Origin of the sequence: Salinispora pacifica DSM 45544, assembly GCF_000378845.1 — a bacterium.
Taxonomy (GTDB): Bacteria; Actinomycetota; Actinomycetes; order Mycobacteriales; family Micromonosporaceae; genus Micromonospora; species Micromonospora pacifica.
On sequence record NZ_KB905359.1, the window covers coordinates 5,337,342 to 5,341,499 of the forward strand.

Below are 4,158 nucleotides of genomic sequence, written 5' to 3' on the forward strand. Positions count from 1 at the left end.
ATCCGATTGAGGCGCAGGCGATTCTTGCGACGTATGGTCAGGGTCGGGAGTTGCCGTTGTGGTTGGGTTCGGTGAAGTCGAATCTTGGGCATACGCAGGCGGCGGCGGGTGTGGCTGGTGTGATCAAGATGGTGTTGGCGATGGGGCATGGGGTGGTGCCGCGGACTTTGCATGTGGATGAGCCGAGTCCGCATGTGGAGTGGAGTGCTGGTGCGGTGCGGTTGGCGGTGGATTCGGTTGGGTGGCCGGCTACTGGGCGGCCGCGGCGGGCGGGGGTGTCGTCGTTTGGGATTAGTGGCACGAACGCGCATGTGGTTTTGGAGGAGGCTCCGGCTGTGGTGCCGGTGGTTCGTTCTGGGGTGTCGCCGGTGGTGTTGTGGCCGGTTTCTGGTCGGTCGGTCAGTGGTCTGGCTGCGCAGGCTGCGCATCTTGCTGAGTTTTTGGTTGGGGCTGATTTTGAGTCGGTGGATGTGGGGTTGACTCTTGGGGTTGGTCGGGCTGGGTTGGAGCATCGTGGTGTTGCTGTGGGTGATGGTGTTGGGGGTCTTCGGGAGTTGGTTGGTGGTGGTGGTGTGTCGGGTCGGGTGGTGTCGGGTCGGACGGCGGTGTTGTTTACGGGTCAGGGTGCGCAGTGGGTGGGGATGGGTCGGGAGTTGGCGGGGGCGTTTCCGGTGTTTGCGGGGGTGTTGGATGAGGTGTGTGGGGTGTTTGGGTCGTTGTTGGGGGGTGATTTGCGTGAGGTGATGTTTGTGGATTCGGGTGGTGTGTTGGATGAGACGGGGTGGGCGCAGCCGGCGTTGTTTGCGTTTGAGGTGGCGTTGTTTCGGTTGGTGGAGTCGTGGGGTGTGGTTCCGGATTTTGTGGTGGGTCATTCGGTGGGGGAGTTGGTGGCGGCGTATGTGTCTGGGGTGTGGTCGTTGGAGGATGCGTGTCGGGTGGTGGCGGCTCGGGCTGTGTTGATGCAGGGGTTGCCGGTGGGTGGGGCGATGTTGGCGGTGGGTGTGGGTGTGGGTGAGGTGGATTTTGGTGGGTTGGATGTGGCGGCGGTGAATGGTCCTGGGTCGGTGGTGGTGTCGGGGTCGGTGGAGGAGATTGTGGGGTTGGAGGGTGTGTTGGGGGGGTTGGGGGTGTGGTGTCGGCGGTTGCGGGTGTCGCATGGTTTTCATTCGCGGTTGATGGAGCCGATGTTGGGGGAGTTTGGGCGGGTTGTTGGTGGGGTGGAGGCGGGTGTGGGTGGTGGTGTGGGGGTGGTGTCGACGGTGTCGGGTGAGGTGGTGTCGGGTGAGGTGTTGGGTTCGGTGGGGTATTGGCAGGGGCAGGTGCGGGGGACGGTGCGGTTTGCGGATGCGGTGCAGACGTTGGTGGGGCGTGGGGTGTCGCGGTTTGTGGAGGTGGGTCCGGACAGTGTGTTGTCGGCGATGGTGGGGGAGTGTGTGCCGGGGGCGGTGGTGGTGGGGTTGCAGCGGGGTGGTGGTGATGAGGTGTTGCGGTTTGTGGAGGGGATGGGGCGGGTGTGGGTGTCGGGTGTGGATTTGGATTGGGGTGTGGTGTGTGGGGGTGGGCGGCGGGTGGATTTGCCGACGTATGCCTTCCAACACCAGCATTACTGGCTGCATGACACCGGAACCGACAAGGACGTCACCACCGCCAGGTGGCGGTACCGGGTAATGTGGCGGGCCGCCAACATGCCCACCGGGCGGCACCTGACCGGCGACTGGTGGGTTGTCACACCAGGCGCACTCACCGACGATCCCCGGGCCGCCGCCGTGGCCGACGCACTCACCGCACGCGGCGCGACCGTCGTCCGGCTCACCGACACCGTGCCAGACGACCGCGACACGCCCGCCGGAGTCGTATCCCTGCTCGGCCTCGACGACACCGCGGACACCCACAACGCCGGTCTCTCCGCCGGAGTAACCAGCACCGTACGCCTGGTGCGCGCCCTTGCCGCCGCCGACTTCGCCGGCCGGCTCTGGTGCCTCACCACCGGCGCCGTCGCTGTCGACCCGTACGAGGACCTGCCGCACGCCGCGCAGGCCGGGCTCTGGGGGCTCGGCACCGTACTGTCCCTCGACTACCCGGGCTGGTGGGGCGGCCTGGCCGACCTGCCCGTCGACTGGACGCCCGACACCCTCGACCGGCTCGTCGACGTGCTCACCGACGGCGGCGAGGACCAGGTCGCCCTGCGTAGCGGCGGGGTGCTGGCTCGACGGATGGTCCGCTGGCCCGTCGCCGGCACCCCGGACCGGCGGTGGCGATCCACCGGCACCGTCCTGGTCACCGGCGGCACCGGTGGCATCGGCGCGCACCTCAGCGAATGGCTACTCGACCAGGGTGTCGACCGGGTCGTCCTGGCCAGCCGACGCGGCCCGGCCGCCCCCGGCGCCGCCGACCTCGCCGCCCGTCTGCCCGGCGTTCAGGTCGTCGCCTGCGACGTGACCGACCGCGAGGCGGCCGCCACGCTTCTCCACGGGATCGGCGACGACCTGACCGCTGTCTTTCACGCCGCCGGGGTGTTGCCCGAAGCCACCCCGCTCGGCGAGACCGACCTTGACGCCTTCGCCGACGTGTGCCGGGCCAAGGTGCTCGGCGCGACCCACCTTGACGAGTTGCTCGCCGACCGGCCGCTCGACGCATTCGTTCTCTTCGCCTCCGGCGCGGCCGTCTGGGGCAGCGCTGGACAGGCCGCGTATGGCGCCGGCAACGCCTGGCTCGACGCCCTCGCCCACCGGCGCCGTCGCCAGGGCCGTACCGCCACCTCCATCGCCTGGGGGACCTGGGGTGGCGGTGGCATGGTGGACGACCAGGCCACCGAACAGCTGCTGCGTCAGGGCACCCCACCGATGGAGCCGCGACTCGCTCTCGCGGTGTTGCGGCAGGTCCTCGACCACGACGAGAGCCACCTCGTGGTCACCGACATCGACTGGGACCGGTTCACCCCGATCTATACCGTGGCCCGGCCCCGACCGCTGCTCGCCGCGCTCCCCGAGGCCCACCAGAGCGCGGTGGCCACCGCGCCGGCCCAGCCACGGGATGCCTCCGTGCTGGCCGATCTGCCCGACGCCGACCGGCTGCCGCACCTGCTGGACATCGTCCGTACCCACGTGGCGGCCGTCCTCGGGTACGACGCCTCCGCCGCCGTTGACGTCCAACGGCCGTTCCGGGAACTCGGCTTCGACTCGCTGACCGCGGTGGAGCTGCGCAACGCGGTCGGCGAGGCAGTCGGGCTGCGCCTGCCCGCCACCATGGTCTACGACCACCCGACCCCTGCGGTGTTGGCCCGTCACCTGTACGACGAACTCGTCAGCACCGCCGCCGGACCCACCGTCCCATCGACTACTGCCGGCCTCGCTCCGGACGAGCCGATCGCCATCGTCGGCATGGGCTGCCGCTACCCTGGCGGCGTCCAGTCCCCTGAGGACCTGTGGCAGCTTGTCGCCACCGACACCGACGCGATCAGCGCCTTCCCCGTTGACCGGGGCTGGGACACCGATGCGCTCTTCGACGCCGACCCGGATCAGCCGGGCACCAGCTACGTGCGCTCCGGCGGTTTCGTCTACGACGCCGGCGGGTTCGACGCCGAGTTCTTCGGCATCTCGCCCCGCGAGGCGCTGGCCATGGACCCGCAGCAGCGGCTGATGCTCGAAGTCACCTGGGAGGCGTGTGAGCACGCCGGGATGAACCCCGAGGCGTTGCGCGGCGGTCCGGTCGGCGTCTTCGTCGGCTCCGGCGCCCAGGACTACGGTGACCTGCTCGGCCTCGCCCCCGCCGAGTCGGAGGCGTACCTGAGCACCGGTAGCTCCGCGTCGGTGATTTCTGGCCGGATTTCGTACGCCTTCGGCTTCGAGGGGCCGTCGATGACGATCGACACCGCCTGCTCCTCGTCGCTGGTCGCCCTGCACCTCGCCAGTCAGGCGCTGCGCGCCGGGGAGTGCGCCACCGCGATCGCCGGCGGGGTGTTGGTGATGTCGAATCCCACCCCGTTTGTGGCGTTCAGCCGGCAACGGGGACTAGCCCCGGATGGCCGCTGCAAGTCGTTCTCCGACAACGCCGACGGCACCGGCTGGTCTGAGGGTGTTGGTGTGTTGGTGTTGGAGCGGTTGTCGGATGCTCGTCGTAATGGGCATCGGGTGTTTGGGGTGGTGCGGGGTTCGGCGG

Annotated in this window: 1 protein-coding gene; it reads left to right on the forward strand. The window is 69.0% G+C overall.

The features are described from left to right. Positions 1 to 4,158: SDR family NAD(P)-dependent oxidoreductase (locus SALPAC3_RS26465; protein WP_157632361.1), on the forward strand; the 4,158-nt coding region annotated here is incomplete at both ends.